Consider the following 2,780-nt stretch of genomic DNA (forward strand, 5'->3'; position numbering starts at 1 on the left):
CGATGATCGCCGCGAGTTCCTCGCGCGTCGAGGACCCGGTCAACACCATGCGGCAGAAAAATCCGTGGGTATCGTCATCGCCGTAAACCTCGGCACCTCGCACGTCGCATCCGTTGGCCGCAAGGAGCGACGCGATGGCGGCCATGATGCCGGGGCGGTCTGGCGCGCGAAAGCGCAGGACGAATTCTGTGGTCAAGATACAGCTCCTGGTGTCCGGGCCGGCTCGCGCAACATTCTGACGGCATAGGCGGCCATGGTTTGATCGACGACGATCCTGAAATCCGGTTGCCCATCGCTATCGGGCAGCCGTGCTAAAAACATTCCGGTGTCGCTCAGCGGCGCCCGCGCAACGTCGCCCACAGACATCGCAGCGGCGGACATATCGAGCGGCGTGACCGCGGCGAGCCTCTCGCGCGCCCTCGCACCCGAAAGCCGAAACGCGGCCCGCGCGTGCGACAGGTTCGTCGCCAGACAAGAATCGCCGAACATAGCCGCGCGTTCGATCATCGCGAGCACCCTGGCCTCGGCACCCGTCAGAAGCCATTCGTCAGGTGCCAGCCAGGAGACCTCGACCTCCTCCAGCGCGAGCGACCGGCAGGCAGCCGGGGCGGACTGGCCAAACAGATCGGAAAAACAGGCGGCGGTCGTCCCGCGCAGGAACTGCACCTTTCCCACCCCGAGCCCCGCTTCGAGCGTGAGTGCGATGCCTATCTCGGTGAAGCCGGCCAATCCCGAGGGTCCCCGGCGAACGAGCGTCGCCGAACCATTCTTATCAAGCATCGAGCCGTGCTCCTTCCGGGTCGTAGGCGCGCGGATCGACGATCCGGGCCCGGCGCGTCTGCCCAAGGTGCCAGGTGCGGACATCCTCACCCATGCGGGCGGAGCCGGCGGCCACCAGCGCCATGGCGAGCGGCTTCTGCAAGGTCGGGGACATGACGCTCGAAGTCACCCAGCCCTCGGTTCCCCTGGGCTCGGTCGATCCGCGCGGAAGCAAGTGAGCGCCGATCGGGATCATCCCGCCGCCATCGATGACTTCGAGGCCAACCAACTGGCGGCGATCGCTGCGCAGTCCGTCGGGGCGTGTCGTCGATCGACGGCCCACGAAGTCATCCGGCTTCTTCGCGATCGCCGGGCCGAACCCCACGTCCTGGGGGTAGGTCGTTCCGTCGGTATCGGAGCCGATGTGCAGGAAGCCCTTCTCGACGCGCATCACCATCAGCGCCTCGATACCGAACGGTGCGATGCCGAACTTGCGCCCGGCGCGCATGAAGCAATCCCACAAAGCCGCTCCATAGCTCCACGGGACGGCCACCTCATAGGATAGTTCGCCCGAGAAACTGACCCGCTCGATCCGCGCCTCCACGCCGCCGATGCGCCCTTCGCGATAGGTCATGTGCGGGAATGCCGCGGGCGACAGATCGATATCGGTCCCGGCTTCTGCGAGGACCTCGCGCGCCTTCGGCCCGGCGACGTTCATAACCGCCCAGCCGGTGGTGACGTTCTCGACCAGAACCTTCAGGTCGGTCCATTCGCACTGCAACCATTCGTTGAAGGTGTCGGCGATGGCGGCGGCATGGCCGCTGGTGGTGCCGACCAGGAAATGGTTCTCGCCGATCCGCGCGAACACGCCGTCGTCGTAGACCACCCCATGCTCGTTCAGCATAAGACCATAACGGCACCGGCCGACCTTCAGGTTGCGCACGCCGTTGACATACATCCTCTGCAGGAATTCGGCCGCGTCAGGACCCTTGACCTCGATCTTGCCGAGCGGCGAAGCGTCGAACAGACCGACCGAATTGCGGACCGCGAGCACCTCGCGGCGAACCGCGGCTTCCTCGGCTTCATCGCCTTTCCTGTACCAGGCGGCGCGCATCCAGCCGCCATATTGCTCCATTTCTGCGCCGGCCGCCTTCTGTTCGTCGTGCGCCGCCAGAAGCGCGATCGGCATGAGATCCTGTCCGACCGCCCGGCCGGCAAAGCCGCCGATCGTTACCGGATCGTACGGGGGCCGGAACTTCGTCGTGCCGATCGCTTGCGGCGGCTTGCCCAACAGGTGCGAAAGGACGCCGATACCCGCGACATTGGAGGTCTTGCCCTGGTCCGAGGCCATGCCCAGCGTCGTGTAGCGCTTGAGATGTTCTACCGAGCGAAAGCTCTCGCGCGAAGCCAACTGGACATCTGCCACGGTAACGTCGTTCTGGAAATCGAGCCACGCCGTCTGCGCGGCGACGTCGCCGTCGGCAAAATGACGTGTCGGACCGACCCCAACGGGGACGGAACGCGTTGGCTCGTCGCCGCGCGCAACGGCGCGCGCGCCGGAAATTGCGGTCTCCATGCCGAACACGCCGGCTGCCGCCCCCACGCATGGAGCATCCTGGACGGACTGGGAGGGAAGGAACGCCTGCAGCGCCTCGTCGAACGCGAGCGAGCCGCCCGACTGGGAATGCAGGTGGACCGCCGGATTCCAGCCGCCGGAAGTCAGGATGGTGTCGCACGGCAAGGTTTCGCCCGCCGATCCGCCGGCCAGATCGCCGATCGAGAGCGATTTCACTCGGCGCCCGCCGCGCGCCGCGACCGGCGCAGACGCCAAAATCACGCGGATCGACCGCGACGCAGCCCGAGCAGCCATGGGCGTGGCGAGCCGCGTATCGACGACGGCGACGATAGCCGCACCGGCGTCCTGGAGCGCAAAGGCCGCCTCGTAGCCGCTGTCATTGTTCGCGGCGACGACGATCCGCTTTCCCGGGACAACACCATAGCGGAGCGCGTAGGTTTGGGCT

General features: G+C 66.4%; 3 protein-coding genes. All 3 read right to left on the bottom strand.

Features of this window, described 5'->3' with window-relative positions:
* On the bottom strand, positions 1 to 196 hold a 196-nt coding region (locus VGD20_RS03135), incomplete at its 3' end, for an ACT domain-containing protein (protein WP_331133053.1).
* On the bottom strand, positions 193 to 780 hold the full coding sequence (locus VGD20_RS03140) for a sarcosine oxidase subunit gamma (RefSeq protein ID WP_331133054.1): 588 nt from the start codon (positions 778 to 780) through the stop codon (positions 193 to 195). The genes VGD20_RS03135 and VGD20_RS03140, both read right to left, overlap by 4 nt.
* Complete coding sequence (locus tag VGD20_RS03145; protein ID WP_331133055.1) at positions 773 to 2,551, bottom strand: glycine cleavage T C-terminal barrel domain-containing protein; 1,779 nt, start codon at positions 2,549 to 2,551, stop codon at positions 773 to 775. Before VGD20_RS03145 ends, VGD20_RS03140 begins: the two co-directional genes overlap by 8 nt.
* Positions 2,552 to 2,780 lie beyond the last annotated feature (229 nt).

The organism is Sphingopyxis sp. (assembly GCF_036402335.1).
Taxonomy (GTDB): domain Bacteria; phylum Pseudomonadota; class Alphaproteobacteria; order Sphingomonadales; family Sphingomonadaceae; genus Sphingopyxis.